Below are 15938 nucleotides of genomic sequence, written 5' to 3' on the forward strand. Positions count from 1 at the left end.
ATAGCCTCTTTACACAGCAGTATCACAGAGAGAATTATTGGGGATATTTCACACACAATTAACCTTTCCAAAAGGTTTAATCCGTACCTTTGTGCACTTTTTCAAAAAACCTCATATAATGACAACTCAACATACTCCCACCGCACTTGGTACCGAGAAAATAGGAAAACTCCTTATGCAGTATGCCATTCCGGCAATTATTGCGATGACCGCCTCTTCGCTCTACAACATGGTAGATAGTATCTTCATTGGACAAGGTGTGGGTACTTTTGCTATTTCAGGTCTGGCTCTTACGTTTCCTTTAATGAATCTGGCAGCAGCATTCGGTTCATTGGTTGGAGCAGGAGCGGCAACACTTGTTTCGGTAAAGCTCGGACAAAAAGATTATCACACAGCCAAAAACGTTTTGGGTAATGTGGTGCTACTGAATGTCGGTATTGGTATATTGTTTACCATTGTTGTACTTACTTTCTTAGATCCTATTCTTTACTTCTTTGGAGCAAGCAATCAAACCATTGGCTATGCACAAGACTACATGGTTATCATTCTCCTTGGCAACACCATTACGCATTTGTATCTGGGTCTGAACACCGTGCTTCGTGCTTGCGGACACCCCAAACAAGCCATGGCAGCAACTATTGCTACTGTGGTTATCAATACCATTTTAGACCCCATCTTCATCTTTTGGTTTGATTGGGGCATACAAGGGGCGGCAATTGCTACCATCATAGCACAGGTTATTTCGCTGGCATGGCTCATCAAAATCTTCATGAATAAAAATGAGTTGTTGCATTTCAGCAAAGAGATATTTCACTGGAACGGTAAGATAGTAAAAGGTATCATCTACATTGGCATGTCTCCTTTTATGATGAATCTGGCGGCTACTTTTGTAGTAATTCTCATCAATCAAGGGTTAAAACGCCACGGAGGCGATTTAATGATTGGTGCATATGGCATTGTAAACCGGCTTGCATTCTTGTTTGTAATGATTGTGATGGGATTTAACCAGGGGATGCAGCCCATAGCAGGCTATAATTTCGGTGCACAGTTGTATCCACGCGTTACACAAGTATTAAAACTTACCATTTATGCAGCAACAGTTGTTACCACACTTGGTTTTATCATCGGCATGTTCTTGCCCGAGCTGGCTGTTTCTATCTTTACGAACGACCAAGAACTCATTCGTCTTTCTGCCGAAGGCTTCCGCTATGTGGTGTTGGTATTCCCCATTGTAGGGTTCCAAATGGTTACTTCTAACTTCTTCCAGAGCATAGGTATGGCAGGAAAGGCTATCTTCCTTTCGCTTACCCGACAGGTTTTATTCCTTATTCCGTGCTTGCTGATTTTACCTCACTTCTGGGGTACAAAAGGAGTGTGGATTAGTATGCCGATTTCGGATTTTGTTGCTTCACTGGTAGCGGGTGTGATGCTTTGGATACAGTTTAGGCAGTTTAAGCGGGCGCATATTACTGGCGAAGTTATTTCGTAATTGCGAGAATCCTTGTTATATTTGTAAACAACAATAAAAAGAGCCCTCATCATGGAAGATAAATTCGTCATCAATATCGGTCGCCAACTAGGTAGTGGTGGTCGCCTCATTGGAGAAAGCCTTGCCAAGCGACTCGGCATCTCGTTTTACGACAAAGAACTGATTAACATCGCCTCAAAAGAGAGTGGGCTTTGTCCCGAATTTCTTGAGAAAGCTGACGAGAAACCTTCACAAACCATTATGGGAAGTGTATGGGGAGCACGCTTTTCGCTCTTTACCGATAACATGCCCTATGCCAACTACTTCAACAACGATAGTATCTTTAAGATTCAAAGCGATGTGATTCGCAAATTGGCAGAAGAGCGTTCGTGCTTGTTTGTTGGACGATGTGCCGATTATATTCTTCGCGACCATCCACGTGCTGTGAATGTATTCATAACCGCTTCACGCGAGGATCGCATTAAGCGAGTACGCGAATATACTCAATTATCGCAAACCGAAACCGAAGATTTAATTTTGCGCACAGACAAGAAACGCGCAGAATACTACAACTACTACAGTTACAAAACATGGGGAGTAGCAGAAACTTATCATCTTTGCATAGACTCTTCTATACTGGGCATCGAAGAGACCACTACGATGATTGAAGAATTTGTGAAGAAGAAGCTGCAACAGTAAAAAACATCTCCAAACGAAGTTTCACGAAATAGGTCTTCACCTTCACAAAACGCTGTAACCAAATGACAGCAAACAAGTTACCTGTGAAGACCCTCCCTTTTTGATTTCACAAGACCTTCACACGAAATTTTGACTGTTTTTTGTAGTAAAATGCAGTCAAAAACGATGCAAAATGCAGTCAGAAGTGAAGTAAAATGCAGTCAAAAATTGAAACAAGTCAAGGACAGCTTCTACAATGCTTATGGTATCCGAGTCGGATGCTTATGGCATTCACCTCAAATGCTTATGGTATCCGACCCGTCAGCCATAGTTTCACGACCCGTCAGCCTATGGCTGACGACCACTCATCCATAGGCACGTCTACAATTATCTACAATTCATGCTATTCACTGTTGCGTAATAATTTTATTAGTGCTTATTTTGTCAACTAAAAAAATAATAAAACATGTTAGATACAGTGATTTGGGACAACTCCGTCCAACAATGGGGAATTTTCGCGATTGTGTTATTATGCACACTCGTTGTTATGAAACTCGTTTCGGTTATTCTTAAAAAAGTCATCAAGCCGTTAGTTCTTAAAAGTGCCAATACGATAGACGATATTTTCTACAATTCGATAGAGTCGCCCATCAGATTTGGAATCGTATTGCTCGGACTTTGGATAGCTTTATTGCAGCTAACACTCTCCAAAGAGTTCTTTGATGTGATAGAAATATCGTACACCATACTGGTTATCCTCAACGTTACATGGCTCATTTCCCGTTTCTGTTCCAATTTGCTGGACGAGCAATGGCAAAAAAACAAAGGACATCAAGAGAAAAAAATACAGGCAAGAATGATGCCGATTATCAAGCGAACAGTGCTGACTATTGTCTGGCTCATTGGTTCCGCCATTGCATTAAGCAACACCGGGGTAAACATCACTGCGCTGATTAGCACATTGGGTATAGGGGGGATCGCTTTTGCACTGGCTGCACAAGATACGATTAAAAACATCTTCGCGGCATTTACCATCCTTACCGACAGACCATTTACCATTGGAGATGTGATACGGGTAGATAGCCATGAAGGCACTATCATAGACATTGGCATACGCAGCACTAAAATGCGCAACTACGACAAACGCATCATTACCTTCCCCAACTACAAGGTTGCCGATACCTCAATCGTCAATATTTCATCCGAGCCTATGCGAAGAATAACCATGAAGCTGGGGCTAACCTACAATACCTCGCCCGAAAAGATGAAGGAAGCGATGGATATTTTACAAAATATACCCAATAAGGTACAACACGTTTCGCCCAAAGATCTAAAGGTATACTTCTCGGACTTTGCCGACTCAGCACTCATCATCACCTTCATTTTCTTCATTGAAAAGAAAGGAGATAAGCAGGCGGTTATCTCTAATACTAACATGGAGATACTCACAGCATTCAATACAGCCGGGCTCGACTTTGCGTTTCCCACACAAACAATATATCTGGAGAAAGAATAAAAAGTGAGCAACTATCAAAAAGTCAAATAAGTGTGCGAATAAAACTTAAAAGAGGGACTCCTTTTAAGTTTATCCGTATATTTGTATCTTAATTTATTAATAAAAGGATATTCATTTAACACATTAAATAATCTTCAATTTTAAATTTGAATTGAACTATGGCAGACAAAAAAGAAAGACTCTTCTCTGACTTTTCTCCCGTATCTACCGAGCAATGGATGGAGAAAGTAACAGCCGACTTAAAAGGAGCTGATTATGAGAAGAAACTCGTTTGGAAAACAAACGAAGGATTCAAAGTAAAACCTTTCTACCGTCAAGAAGACTTAGAAGGGTTGAAAACTACCGATGCGCTTCCGGGCGAATACCCCTACTTAAGAGGCACACGAAAAAACAACAGTTGGATGATTCGTCAAGAAATCTGTGTCGAATGTCCGGAAGAAGCCAACGCAAAAGCATTGGATATTCTTAGTAAGGGCATTGATTCATTGAGTTTCTCTATCAAAGGGAAAGATTTGGACGAAGCATACATCGAAACACTTCTCAACAACATTCACGCCGAAGCCGTAGAGCTTAACTTCTCTACCTGCCAACGCCAAGTGGTTAAACTTGCTGAGATACTTGTGGCGTACTTTCACAAAAAAGATTACAACTCTAAGGAATTGCGCGGTTCTATCAATTATGACTTCTTCAACAAAATGCTGAAGAACGGCAAAGAAAAAGGTGACTTGGTGCAAACTTCTAAAGCATTGATCGAAGCCATCCAGCCACTCCCACTTTACCGCGTACTGAACGTAAACGCTATTTCGTTGAACAATGCCGGTGCCTACATTTCACAAGAATTAGGATACGCCTTGGCTTGGGGTTGCGAATATATCCAACAGCTAACAGAGATTGGTCTTCCTGCCAGCCTCATAGCAAAGAGAATTAAATTCAACTTTGGTATTAGTTCCAACTACTTCCTCGAAATTGCAAAATTCCGCGCTGCGCGCCTACTTTGGTCAAACATCGTGGCACAGTTCAAACCCGAAGATTTGACTGGAAGTGCCTGTATGCAAGCTCATGCCGAAACATCAACCTATAATCTTACCCTGTTTGATGCACACGTAAACTTACTTCGTACACAAACCGAAGCTATGAGTGCTGCCCTTGCCGGCGTAGATTCTATTACAGTAACTCCTTTTGATAAAACATATCAAACACCCGATGATTTCTCCGAGCGTCTTGCCCGCAATCAACAATTATTGTTGAAAGAAGAATCTCATCTTGACAAAGTAGTAGACCCGGCTGCAGGTTCATACTACATCGAAAATCTCACTATTTCTATTGCTAAAGAAGCTTGGAACATCTTCCTTAAAGTACAAGAAGAAGGTGGTTTCTACGCAGCTGTAAAAGCAGGAAGCGTACAACAAGCTATCAATGAGACGGGTAAAAACCGTCATAAAGCTATAGCACAGCGTAAAGAAGTTCTATTGGGAACCAACCAATATCCTAACTTTACCGAAGTTGCCGGCAACAAGAAACCTGCAACTTGCACTTGCTGCTGTGGTGGCAAAGAAGAGTGTGAAAAAGAAGTGGAGGTATTGAACTTTGACCGCGCCGCCAGCGAGTTCGAAGCACTTCGCTTAGAAACAGAGACATCGGGCAAACGTCCAAAGGCCTTCATGCTTACCATCGGTAATCTGGCTATGCGTCAAGCTCGTGCGCAATTTGCATGCAACTTCTTGGCTTGTGCCGGATACGAAGTTGTAGACAATCTGGGTTTTTCAACCGTAGAAGAAGGTGTAGAGAGCGCTATGGCTGCAAAGGCAGACATTGTGGTGCTTTGCTCCAGCGATGACGAATATGCCGAGTATGCTATTCCCGCATTGAAAGCATTGAACGGTCGCGCTATGTTTATCGTTGCAGGTGCTCCTGCCAATATGGATGAACTGAAAGCGGCAGGTATTGAGAACTTCATCAATGTTCGTTCGAACGTGTTGGATACATTGAAGGCTTATAATGCAGAATTATTGAAATAAGATTTAACGCTGAGTTACGCTAAGCAGCACTTGGTTTTAATTAAAGACTCTGTGCAACTAAGCAAAACTAAGTATTTCAAAAGAAAAGAAACAATGAAACCCGATTTTAAAAATATAGATATTTTCGCCGGTATTCAACCCGCCAACGGAGTTGAATGGCAAAAGGCTAACAACATTGCTGCTACTTGGGAAACTCCGGAGCACATCAACGTGAAGCCTGTTTATACCAAAGAAGACTTGGAAAACATGGAGCACCTGCAGTATGCTGCCGGTATCCCTCCGTTTCTTCGTGGACCCTATTCTGTAATGTACACACTTCGTCCGTGGACAATCCGCCAATATGCCGGTTTCTCTACTGCCGAAGAGTCGAACGCATTCTATCGTCGCAACTTGGCATCCGGTCAAAAAGGGTTGTCGGTTGCCTTTGACTTGGCAACACACCGCGGTTACGACCCCGACCACGAACGTGTGGTAGGCGACGTTGGTAAAGCAGGTGTTTCTATCTGCTCGTTGGAGAATATGAAAGTATTGTTCGACGGTATTCCACTCAACAAAATGTCAGTGTCTATGACCATGAATGGCGCTGTACTTCCGGTACTTGCATTCTATATCAATGCCGGTTTGGAGCAAGGAGCCAAACTGGAAGAACTGGCAGGAACTATCCAGAATGATATTTTGAAAGAATTTATGGTGCGTAACACATACATCTACCCACCTGCATTCTCAATGAAAATCATTTCGGACATCTTTGAATACACATCGCAAAAGATGCCTAAGTTCAACTCCATCTCTATTTCGGGCTACCACATGCAAGAAGCTGGTGCTACCGCCGATATAGAATTGGCATATACCCTTGCAGACGGATTGGAATATCTCCGCGCAGGTACTGCCGCCGGAATTGACATTGATGCATTTGCACCTCGCTTGTCATTCTTCTGGGCTATTGGAATGAACCATTTCATGGAGATTGCCAAAATGCGTGCTGCTCGCTTGTTGTGGGCGAAGATTGTAAAACAATTCAATCCTAAAAACCCAAAATCACTGGCACTGCGCACACACTCGCAAACATCGGGATGGTCGCTTACAGAGCAAGACCCATTCAACAACGTAGGTCGTACCTGTATTGAAGCAATGGCTGCCGCATTGGGACACACACAATCCTTGCACACCAACGCACTCGACGAAGCAATTGCATTACCTACCGATTTCTCGGCTCGTATAGCTCGTAATACACAAATCTACATTCAGGAAGAAACGTATGTGACCAAGAATGTAGACCCATGGGGAGGTTCTTACTATGTTGAAACGCTAACGAATGAGATAGCACACAAAGCATGGGAACTTATCCAAGAAGTAGAAAGTCTTGGTGGTATGGCAAAAGCTATTGAAACCGGTATTCCTAAAATGCGTATCGAAGAAGCTGCGGCACGTACACAAGCACGTATTGATGCTGGTACGCAAACCATTGTAGGCGTAAATAAGTATCGTTTGGAAAAAGAAGATCCGATTGACATTCTGGAAATTGACAACACAGCCGTACGTAAAGAACAAATCGAACGTCTGAAAGAATTGAAAGAAGGACGCGATGAAGCCAAAGTACAGGCAGCCCTCAAAGCCATCACCGAAAGTGTGGAAACAGGTAAAGGTAACTTATTGGAACTTGCTGTAGAAGCAGCGCGTGTACGTGCTACATTAGGCGAGATTTCATATGCCTGCGAAACAATCGTGGGACGTTATAAAGCAGTAATCAGAACCATATCAGGCGTGTATTCATCAGAAAGTAAGAACGACGCAGACTTTGCCCGCGCAACCGAACTTGCCGAAAAGTTTGCCAAGAAAGAAGGTCGTCAACCACGTATTATGGTTGCGAAAATGGGGCAAGACGGTCATGACCGTGGAGCCAAAGTAGTAGCAACAGGTTATGCCGACTGCGGATTCGACGTAGACATGGGACCATTGTTCCAAACTCCTGCCGAAGCAGCTCGCCAAGCAGTAGAGAACGACGTAAACATCGTGGGTGTTTCTTCATTGGCTGCCGGTCATAAAACACTTGTTCCGCAAATTATTGAAGAGCTCAAGAAGTTGGGTCGCGAAGACATCATCGTTATTGCCGGAGGTGTTATCCCCGCACAAGACTATGACTTCCTCTACAAAGCAGGTGTAGCAGCTATCTTCGGCCCGGGTACTTCGGTATCGAAAGCCGCTTGCCAGATATTGGAGATATTGCTGGACGAATAAGATCTAACAATACAAATAGCTATAAAAGCGGGAGTGTATGTAGTACATTCCCGCTTTTTTGTCTTCTGCAGCCATCCACAAAGCACCTCTTCCGTAATTACCCAATCTTTTGTATAATAATTTGAGAAATCTTTTGTACTTTTGCCTCGTAATTGAGTAAATACGCAATAGAATGAACATATTAGAACTGAGTGAGCAGGAAGTTCTTCGTCGCAACAGCATGAATGAACTTCGCGCAATGGGCATTGAGCCTTATCCGGCAGCAGAATATAATGTAAACGCATATTCCACAGAAATAAAAGAAACGTTTAAAGATGAAGACGAACCTCGCAAGGTTTCGGTAGCTGGTCGTATGATGAGTTGCCGCGTTATGGGGAAAGCGTCATTCATAGAGTTGCAAGATTCAAAAGGACGTATTCAAGTATACATCACACGCGATGATATTTGTCCGGGTGAGAACAAGGACCTTTACAATGTTGTATTCAAACGTCTGCTTGACTTAGGAGATTTTATTGGTATAGAAGGTGTTGTGTTCCGCACACAGATGGGCGAAATCAGCATACACGCTAAGAAATTAACCGTGTTGGCGAAATCTATCAAGCCACTACCTATCGTAAAATACAAAGACGGTGTGGCGTATGATTCTTTCGAAGATCCTGAATTGCGCTATCGTCAGCGTTATGTGGACTTAGCAGTAAACGAGGGCATCAAAGATATCTTTATCAAACGCACGAAAGTTTACAACTCCATGCGCGAATACTTCAACGCACAAGGATATATGGAGGTAGAAACCCCTATTCTTCAATCTATACCCGGTGGAGCTGCGGCACGTCCGTTCATTACACATCACAATGCGTTGGATATGCCATTGTACTTGCGTATTGCAAATGAGCTTTACCTCAAGAGACTAATCGTAGGTGGATTTGAGGGAGTGTATGAGTTCTCCAAAAACTTCCGCAACGAAGGTATGGACAGAACCCACAACCCAGAGTTTACCTGCATGGAAATATATGTAGCCTATAAAGACTACAACTGGATGATGAAATTCACCGAGCAGATGATTGAAAAGATATGCCTCGACACCAACGGAACGACCGAAGTGCAAGTAGGCGACAAAACAATCAACCTGAAAGCTCCTTATAAAAGAGTTACCATGCTCGATTCTATCAAAGAATTCACTGGGCATGACTTAGCGGGAAAGAGCGAAGAAGAAATCCGCGAAGTGTGCAAGCTGCTCAACATGGAAGTAGACGAAACCATGGGCAAGGGTAAACTTATTGATGAAATTTTTGGCGAGTTCTGCGAAGGAAACTACATACAACCCACATTTATCATTGACTATCCTATCGAGATGTCACCGTTGACCAAGCGTCATCGCAATAATCCGGATTTGACGGAACGATTCGAACTCATGGTAAATGGCAAGGAAATAGCTAACGCTTACTCTGAACTAAACGACCCGGTAGACCAGTTGGGACGTTTCCAAGATCAAATGAAACTCTCTGAAAAGGGAGACGATGAAGCGATGTTTATCGACCTTGACTTTGTACGCTCACTGGAATATGGTATGCCTCCTACTTCGGGAATGGGTATTGGCATGGACCGTCTAACTATGCTTATGACGGGACAAGAAGCCATTCAGGAAGTTTTGTTCTTTCCGCAAATGCGTCCCGAAAAGACAATCAAAAAAGACGCTACCGCTAAGTACATGGAATTGGGTGTTCCTGAAGCATGGGTACCTGTGCTGCAAAAAGCAGGATACAACTTGGTAGAAGAGATGAAAGATGTTAATCCGCAAAAGTTACACCAAGACATTTGTGGCATCAATAAGAAATACAAATTGGAGTTGGCAGCCTTGTCGGTTAACGATGTGGCGGAATGGATTAAAAAAATCAACGCTTAATCAGCAAGCATGAAACTACCCGGTAAGATAGCCATCATGGGAGGAGGAAGCTGGGCTACTGCTATCGCAAAGATAGTATTGGCGCAGGAAGAAACAATAACGTGGTATATACGACGGGATGATACAATTACTGACTTCAAACGGTTGGGGCACAATCCGTCTTACCTTACTGGTGTTCGGTTTGACACTAAACGCATTAACTTCAGTTCCAACATCAATGAGGTAGTAACCAATTGTGACACGCTCATATTTGTAACTCCATCCCCTTACCTTAAACTTCATCTCAAAAAGCTGAAAGTAAAGCTGAAAGATAAGTTTATCATCACAGCTATTAAAGGTATAGTACCCGATGACAACTTAATTGTATCCGAATACTTCAACAAAGCCTACAATGTGCCTGCCGAGAACATTGCTGTTCTTGCAGGTCCTTGTCATGCCGAAGAAGTAGCGCTCGAACGTCTATCTTATTTAACCATAGCATGTCCCGATAAAGAGAAAGCGCGTCTTATGGCACGTAAGCTAAGTGGCAGCTACATCAAGACTTCGGTTAGTGATGATGTTATTGGAATAGAATATGGCTCGGTGTTGAAAAATGTATATTCCATTGCTGCCGGTATCTGTAGCGGATTGAAATATGGCGATAACTTTCAGGCTGTGCTGATTGCGAATGCTATTCAAGAAATGAACCGCTTCCTTAATACGGTTTACCCGATAGACAGAAACATTATTGATTCCGCCTACTTGGGCGACTTGTTGGTTACGGGTTACTCCCGCTTCAGCCGCAACCGCAACTTTGGCACCATGATTGGTAAAGGCTATTCCGTTAAGAGTGCACAGATAGAAATGGAGATGATCGCAGAGGGCTACTACGGCACCAAATGTATAAAAGAGATAAATAAACATTATCATGTGAACATGCCGATACTCGACGCTGTTTACAATATATTATACGAACGAATTTCGCCTGCGATTGAGATAAAGCTGCTTACGGATTCTTTCAGATAAGGTAACAACGATAATCTTTAAAACTTTTACAATATGATTACTTTACACATTGAGAAGACTTTTGATTTTATATCGAAAGACTCGGTGGCTGCGTATGAGGCTAAAGCCAAAGCAGCCAGAGAAGCTTTGGAGAACGGAACGGGTAAAGGAAACGACTTCTTGGGTTGGTTACACTTGCCTTCGTCTATCACAACAGATTTCTTAGCTGACATTAACAATACAGCCAAAGTATTGAGAGAGCACTGCGATTATGTAGTGGTAGCAGGTATTGGCGGTAGCTACTTGGGAGCACGTGCTATTATCGAAGCACTATCCAATAGCTTCAGTTGGTTGAAAGAAGAGAAGAAAGACCCGGTTATTATTTATGCCGGACACAATATCGGCGAAGATTACTTATTTGAACTTACTGAATTCCTCAAAGGAAAGAAGTTTGGCGTAATCAATATATCCAAATCGGGTACGACCACCGAAACAGCCTTAGCCTTCCGTTTGTTGAAGAAACAATGTGAAGACCAACGCGGTAAAGAAGTTGCCAAAAAAGTAATTGTAGCAATTACCGATGCAAAAAAAGGAGCTGCGCGTATCACTGCTGACAAAGAAGGATACAAATCATTTATCATTCCAGATAATGTAGGTGGCCGCTTCTCGGTATTGACCCCGGTTGGTCTACTCCCTATTGCTGTTGCCGGATTTGACATTGTACAATTTGTAGCAGGAGCTACTGCTATGGAAAAAGCTTGCGGTGTGGATGTTCCTTTTGCTAAGAACCCCGCTGCTATTTACGCTGCCGTGCGCAATGAGCTCTACAAGAATGGAAAAAAGATAGAAATTTTAGTAAACTACAATCCTAAATTACACTATATCAGCGAGTGGTGGAAGCAACTATACGGCGAATCGGAAGGCAAAGAGCATAAGGGCATATTCCCTGCTGCTGTTGATTTTTCTACTGATTTACACTCCATGGGACAATGGATTCAAGACGGCGAACGCACCATCTTTGAAACTGTTATCTCGGTAGAACACACTCACAACAAATTGACCGTTCCTTCGGATAGCGAAAACCTCGACGGGTTAAACTTCCTCGCAGGCAAACGTGTGGATGAGGTAAACAAGATGGCAGAGCTTGGAACGCAAATAGCCCATATAGATGGTGGTGTACCCAACATTCGCCTTACTATGGAAACCATCAATGAATATAACTTGGGTGAGCTACTCTATTTCTTTGAAGTAGGTTGTGGCATCAGCGGATATGTATTGGGAGTCAACCCATTCGACCAACCCGGAGTTGAAGCATACAAAAAGAATATGTTTGCATTGCTGAACAAACCTGGCTTTGAAGAAGAGTCGAAAGCAATACAGGCAAGATTGAAATAAAACAAAACACACTATATAAGAAATGCCCGCGGGAAGTCCTGCGGGCATTTCTTATATATGAATATCAGTTACTATTCTGCAAGCTCTACCATTTCCAATGGTATTTTCACCACTGCGCCTTCCGAATCTTTTCCTTTAGAAAAGAGATAAAAAGCAAGCACAGACATATCTTCAGAGAACTTCACTACAGTTGCATCTATATCTATAGAAATGTGGTTAATATCATCTACAAATATCACCTGTCCTTCTTCGGGTACAGAGAAATCCTTCGACATTTTATCTTCGTCGCAACACAAGTTTATATCTATGTCTTGATTCTCATTTTTCAGGAGGAAAGTCTTCAGATCATATCCATTGCCATCAAGCGTTAATGAAAAACTAATCACATCGCCTATAGTTAGCTGTGGGATAGACTCTATGTGCTGGCTATAGTTTGTTTTGTCGCTATTAATATATACACCGTCAATCTTTATTAACGGCGCATTGGCTTGGTCATCCGCACAACTCAGCACAAAAAAACAAACACACAACAATGCAAATAAATGTTTCATATATACCCTTTCACTGTTCTCTTTGCAAAAATAGACATAATCTTCAAAAAACCAAATAGTTGTATCGTGAGTTTTATACTCCAGCAACTTATTGTACCTTTGCAGGATCGATTATAACAATATATATTTAATGATAAAAGCAGTACTATTTGACATGGACGGCGTTCTATTTAATTCAATGCCTTACCATGCAGAAGCATGGCACAAAGCCATGAAGCAACACCAGATGACACTAAGTAAAGAAGAGGCTTATATGCACGAAGGGCGTACAGGAGCTTCTACCATCAATATTGTTTTTCAACGCGAGCTAGGACGCAACGCTACTCAAGAAGAGATAGAACAAATATACAGCGACAAGTCAACCTTATTCAATAGTTACTCCGAAGCCCAAGTTATGGATGGCACACCAGAGGTGTTGGCTAAAGTAAAGGCAAGCGGATTAATTCCTTTTATTGTTACTGGTTCGGGGCAAGCCTCGTTATTAGATCGTTTAGAACATAATTTCCCAAACACATTCAGCCAAGAGCGCATGGTAACCGCTTTTGATGTAAAGCACGGAAAGCCAAACCCGGAACCTTACCTTATGGCATTGGAGAAGGGAAATCTGCAAGCCAACGAAGCCATTGTTATAGAAAATGCGCCGCTCGGTGTAGAATCGGGAGTGGCAGCTGGTATTTTTACCATTGCGGTAAATACCGGTCCGCTGGATGACAACGCTTTATTGAATGCTGGTGCCGATATGCTGTTTCCTTCTATGCAAGCGTTGGCAGATTACTGGGAGAAACTGATGGATATCTTAAGGCAAAGGTAAGAACTGCGCGCGAAGCACGTCGTATGCCTCCACCATTTCTTTCATCGCCTTTATCTCATTTGCCGTAATTTCGTATGTATAGGTAGTAGTACCCGTAAAGACCATACGGATGTGTTTGTCGTTCATAATGACGCGAAGCTTTTCGAGTAGTTCGTGAGACACATAGATGTTTATCCATTCGCAATAATAACCACCACGAAACTCCGTACGCTTATCGCGCGAATCCATAAAGGGGATGGGTATCTCAATATTGTCGGACAAGAGTGCAGTCTTAAAGAATGAAAGCTCTTCCACACCATAGTAATTCATTCTTAAACGCATCCATACGTTATTGTTGCTCACACCAACATAAAGCGAAAAGAAGTTGTGCAAAATAGTATGGGTGAAAAAGGTATTTTCGTACCAGGTTATCTCTTCGTTTATATCCTTGCGCTGATGCAGCAAATCAATAAATTTCTGTCGTTCCAGTCTATCGGTCGAATTTATATCATGTTGTAATTCACTCAGGTTTGACAACATTTCATTCACACGAATTAGCTCCGTGGTCAGCGAGTCGGTCTCTAAGCGTGTTTTTATATGGGCAAGTCCGGCACTATCTCCTGCCAAGTAAAGCAATTCCGCTTCACCAAGAGTATATTGCAAAGAGTTATGTTTTTGATGTAGAGAATCTTGCAACAGCCTCACTTTTTCGGCAAGTTCCTTGTTGGAACGGTTCAGTGTATCATAAGCTGTTTGTGAAGGAGCTTTTGAGTCGCAAGCCAAAAAGAGGAATGCTGCCAGAAGTGAGTAAATAATTGCTTTCATATAACCAACCTAAGGATTCTTATTATTTCTAATTATCTACAAAAATAGCACAATTTCCGTATATTATTAATATTTAAGCATCGATTAAGGATATTATAGCAGCTATAAGCAGCTGGTCGAAGAGCCATAAGCATTTGGATCAAATACTATAAGCATTCGACTCGGATACTATAAGCATTCAGAGCAAATGCCATAAGCATTCGGAGCAAGAACCATAAGCATTAATCGCGCGAGAAAAGCGTTGTTAGATTTTCCGGAAGGTAACCGCTCCGTATGCGCCACTCTTGTGGATAAAGGTTGTTGGCACGGTTACCTATGTTCTTTACAAATCCAAGCGGAATCTGCTTATAAGTTACCAACAAATAGCCACGAGGTGCAGACGAATCGAGCACCACCGCCTCGCGACGCAAGTAGGCAATAGCTTGTTCGTAGGTTAAATCATGCGTTGGATATGAAAGAGGCTTACCAACAGCATTCATTGCCAACGCATGAGATGGAATGACATCTTTTCCCTTTACCACACCCGGTTCAATGCCTGCCGGGCGAATAACACGTAGATGTTTGTTCAATAAGTTTTTTACATCACCCATACGCAGATTGATATCCTCGGCTGGTTTGCGAAGAATCGCCATAAAGAAACCTTCTCCTTTAGTTTTATGTGGCAAAAAGCGATAAACAGGAAAATTGTGTGTAGAGAGGTTGCCGGTTATATTCCATTCGTCCGGTGTTTCGACCTGTAATGATTCCGCTCCAAACTCCGTCATAAGCCAAGCTACGTTTTCTTCATTCTCCTTTGTATTATAGGTACATGTACTATATATAAGCACGCCACCCGGTTTTAGGCAAGGCCAAATATCGGCAAGTATTCGCCGTTGCCGCTGCCAGCATATTTCTACATTTGCCAAGCTCCACTCATCAATAGCGGCAGGGTCTTTGCGAAACATTCCTTCGCCGGAACAAGGAACATCGGTTAAAATTACATCAAACTGATTTTCTAACTTACCGAAATCAGCCGGATCATTGTTTGTTACCACCACATCGGGATGCCCCCATTTAGTGAGATTTTCGGCAAGTACTTGAGAACGGTTACGTATTACTTCGTTGGCTACGAGCAGACTACCTTCGGGAAGCAAGCTCCGCAAGTGCGTGGATTTACCTCCGGGAGCAGCACAAAGGTCTAAAGCCAGCACCGCATCTTTTACATATTGCTTCACTGCTTGTTCCAAAAACATGGATGCCGCCTCTTGCACATAGTAACAACCTGCATGAAAAAGCGGGTCGAAGGTAAAAGTTAACCGTTCGGAAAGAAAATACCCCGCATCACACCAAGGCACAGCATCTGCAAGCATGGGCGAATTCAAAGATGTTTGTTTCAACGGATTCAACCGGATGCTTATAGGCGTTGGTTCTTGCAGCGCTTGAAAAAAACGGGTACTTTCAGCTTCTCCCAGAAGAGTCTTTATTTGCTCTACAAAGTCGTGTGGTAGGTTCATTTCCAATTATTTATAAAGAAGAAGTCGCAAAATGTACGTAACTTCACCGCAAATATCAAAAAAAATGCGACCCGTTGCA

At 42.5% G+C, this 15938-nt stretch carries 12 protein-coding genes; 9 read left to right on the forward strand and 3 right to left on the reverse strand.

Annotated elements, in window-relative coordinates; genetic code table 11:
* Positions 1 to 118 precede the first annotated feature (118 nt).
* From D0T50_RS10740 to D0T50_RS10775, 8 genes are all read left to right on the forward strand, one after another.
* A complete protein-coding gene (locus tag D0T50_RS10740; protein WP_163223527.1) occupies positions 119 to 1489 on the forward strand; it encodes an MATE family efflux transporter in 1371 nt (456 codons plus the stop codon).
* A 51-nt stretch (positions 1490 to 1540) separates the two neighbouring features.
* Positions 1541 to 2167, forward strand: coding sequence for an AAA family ATPase (locus tag D0T50_RS10745; RefSeq protein WP_163223528.1), 627 nt, complete (start codon positions 1541 to 1543; stop codon positions 2165 to 2167).
* 445 nt (positions 2168 to 2612) lie between these two features.
* Positions 2613 to 3662, forward strand: coding sequence for a mechanosensitive ion channel family protein (locus D0T50_RS10750; protein WP_163223529.1), 1050 nt, complete (start codon positions 2613 to 2615; stop codon positions 3660 to 3662).
* A gap of 158 nt (positions 3663 to 3820) precedes the next feature.
* A complete protein-coding gene (mutA, locus tag D0T50_RS10755; protein ID WP_163223530.1) occupies positions 3821 to 5680 on the forward strand; it encodes a methylmalonyl-CoA mutase small subunit in 1860 nt (619 codons plus the stop codon).
* A 93-nt stretch (positions 5681 to 5773) separates the two neighbouring features.
* Positions 5774 to 7918, forward strand: coding sequence for a methylmalonyl-CoA mutase (gene scpA / locus D0T50_RS10760; RefSeq protein WP_163223531.1), 2145 nt, complete (start codon positions 5774 to 5776; stop codon positions 7916 to 7918).
* A gap of 172 nt (positions 7919 to 8090) precedes the next feature.
* Complete coding sequence (gene lysS, locus D0T50_RS10765) at positions 8091 to 9821, forward strand: lysine--tRNA ligase (RefSeq protein ID WP_163223532.1); 1731 nt, start codon at positions 8091 to 8093, stop codon at positions 9819 to 9821.
* A 9-nt stretch (positions 9822 to 9830) separates the two neighbouring features.
* Positions 9831 to 10826 carry an NAD(P)H-dependent glycerol-3-phosphate dehydrogenase gene (locus D0T50_RS10770; protein ID WP_163223533.1) on the forward strand — a complete coding sequence of 332 codons (996 nt, stop codon included), beginning with the start codon at positions 9831 to 9833 and terminating at the stop codon, positions 10824 to 10826.
* A 33-nt stretch (positions 10827 to 10859) separates the two neighbouring features.
* The gene (locus D0T50_RS10775) at positions 10860 to 12200 is read left to right on the forward strand and encodes a glucose-6-phosphate isomerase (RefSeq protein WP_163223534.1); all 1341 of its coding nucleotides are present in this window, start codon (positions 10860 to 10862) and stop codon (positions 12198 to 12200) included.
* Positions 12201 to 12271: 71 nt separating this feature from the next.
* Here D0T50_RS10775 and D0T50_RS10780 read toward each other — a convergent pair whose 3' ends face one another.
* Entirely contained in the window at positions 12272 to 12751 is a 480-nt protein-coding gene (locus D0T50_RS10780; protein ID WP_163223535.1) for a DUF5035 family protein, read from the reverse strand.
* 130 nt (positions 12752 to 12881) lie between these two features.
* On the opposite strand from D0T50_RS10780, the gene D0T50_RS10785 reads away from it, so the two are divergent.
* On the forward strand, positions 12882 to 13562 hold the full coding sequence (locus D0T50_RS10785) for an HAD-IA family hydrolase (RefSeq protein ID WP_163223536.1): 681 nt from the start codon (positions 12882 to 12884) through the stop codon (positions 13560 to 13562).
* On the opposite strand, the gene D0T50_RS10790 is transcribed toward D0T50_RS10785, so the two are convergent.
* Positions 13548 to 14366, reverse strand: a complete 819-nt coding sequence (locus D0T50_RS10790) for a hypothetical protein (protein ID WP_163223537.1) — start codon at positions 14364 to 14366, stop codon at positions 13548 to 13550. The two genes, D0T50_RS10785 and D0T50_RS10790, sit on opposite strands and share 15 nt — an antisense overlap.
* A gap of 221 nt (positions 14367 to 14587) precedes the next feature.
* Complete coding sequence (locus D0T50_RS10795) at positions 14588 to 15859, reverse strand: rRNA cytosine-C5-methyltransferase (protein ID WP_163223538.1); 1272 nt, start codon at positions 15857 to 15859, stop codon at positions 14588 to 14590.
* Positions 15860 to 15938: the final 79 nt, after the last annotated feature.

The sequence above is a fragment of the Bacteroides sp. 214 genome (assembly GCF_010501015.1).
Taxonomy (GTDB): domain Bacteria; phylum Bacteroidota; class Bacteroidia; order Bacteroidales; family Bacteroidaceae; genus Bacteroides.

Bases quoted from the DNA above. Each gene is read 5' to 3' on its own strand.
- D0T50_RS10750 (WP_163223529.1), top strand. From the start codon at position 2,613: ATGTTAGATACAGTGATTTGGGACAACTCCGTCCAACAATGGGGAATT.
- scpA (WP_163223531.1), top strand. From the start codon at position 5,774: ATGAAACCCGATTTTAAAAATATAGATATTTTCGCCGGTATTCAACCC.
- D0T50_RS10780 (WP_163223535.1), bottom strand. From the start codon at position 12,751: ATGAAACATTTATTTGCATTGTTGTGTGTTTGTTTTTTTGTGCTGAGT.
- D0T50_RS10785 (WP_163223536.1), top strand. From the start codon at position 12,882: ATGATAAAAGCAGTACTATTTGACATGGACGGCGTTCTATTTAATTCA.
- lysS (WP_163223532.1), top strand. From the start codon at position 8,091: ATGAACATATTAGAACTGAGTGAGCAGGAAGTTCTTCGTCGCAACAGC.
- D0T50_RS10745 (WP_163223528.1), top strand. From the start codon at position 1,541: ATGGAAGATAAATTCGTCATCAATATCGGTCGCCAACTAGGTAGTGGT.
- D0T50_RS10795 (WP_163223538.1), bottom strand. From the start codon at position 15,859: ATGAACCTACCACACGACTTTGTAGAGCAAATAAAGACTCTTCTGGGA.
- mutA (WP_163223530.1), top strand. From the start codon at position 3,821: ATGGCAGACAAAAAAGAAAGACTCTTCTCTGACTTTTCTCCCGTATCT.
- D0T50_RS10775 (WP_163223534.1), top strand. From the start codon at position 10,860: ATGATTACTTTACACATTGAGAAGACTTTTGATTTTATATCGAAAGAC.
- D0T50_RS10770 (WP_163223533.1), top strand. From the start codon at position 9,831: ATGAAACTACCCGGTAAGATAGCCATCATGGGAGGAGGAAGCTGGGCT.
- D0T50_RS10790 (WP_163223537.1), bottom strand. From the start codon at position 14,366: ATGAAAGCAATTATTTACTCACTTCTGGCAGCATTCCTCTTTTTGGCT.
- D0T50_RS10740 (WP_163223527.1), top strand. From the start codon at position 119: ATGACAACTCAACATACTCCCACCGCACTTGGTACCGAGAAAATAGGA.